Source organism: Cytobacillus firmus NBRC 15306 (assembly GCF_001591465.1).
GTDB classification, from domain to species: domain Bacteria; phylum Bacillota; class Bacilli; order Bacillales; family Cytobacillaceae; genus Cytobacillus; species Cytobacillus firmus.
The window spans coordinates 1-678 of record NZ_BCUY01000246.1 but is presented as its reverse complement, the minus strand read 5'-3'; the positions used below and the strand labels follow the sequence as shown (position 1 = coordinate 678).

The 678-nt window shown below is 31.4% G+C and carries 1 protein-coding gene; it reads right to left on the bottom strand.

What is annotated here, in order from left to right; all coding sequences use genetic code 11:
- Positions 1-158: 158 nt before the first annotated feature.
- Positions 159-599, bottom strand: a complete 441-nt coding sequence (locus BFI01S_RS22105) for an Hsp20/alpha crystallin family protein (RefSeq protein WP_031538339.1) — start codon at positions 597-599, stop codon at positions 159-161.
- Positions 600-678 lie beyond the last annotated feature (79 nt).

The window sequence follows — 678 nt, the reverse complement described above, 5'->3', positions numbered from 1 at the left end:
AATATTATTAGTCAGCTCATTTAAAATAATTTTTTTCTTTGCCTGAGGTAAATGGCAGCTTAAAATTAGCAAATCAACTAGGTCAGGTTGTTCCTCAGCAATTTCCTGTAAGTAATCCCTGCCAAACTCTTTCATAACAGGTAGCAAACTGCTCATTTTTAATGGAAATCCACATCAATTCTCTTTTTATTTGTTTGAGTTTGTTTAGGCATGATAACTTCTAGTACACCATCCTTATAAGAAGCCTTTATACCTTCCTCAGAAACAGGAGTTGGTAGTGTAATAGCTCTGTGAAAGCTACCTGTGTATCTTTCTCTCCTATGCATATTCTCTTCTTTAATCTCATTAGTTCTGTTAATTGAGCCACTAATTCTCAATACATTATTTTCAATATCAATGTTTACATCTTCTTTACTCTGTAAGCCTGGAATGTCACAAGTTGCTACTACCTCTTTATCTGTTTCATGAACATCCACTCTTATATTCCCCAATTGATTCATTTCATTGTCTAAATGAAAAGGGAAATCATTGAATAATCTGTCAAAATCTCTCCTAATGTTAGTTAATTGTCTAAATGGATCATAAGGTATCAATGCCATTTGTATCATCTCCTTAGTTATTTATTTTTAACAAATATATTTTTTACATTTACGATGTAATTATTCATTTAAGGGATAA

What these genes read in the sequence shown, in the direction of transcription:
- BFI01S_RS22105 (WP_031538339.1), bottom strand. Translation starts at nt 599, where the DNA reads ATGGCATTGATACCTTATGATCCATTTAGACAATTAACTAACATTAGG.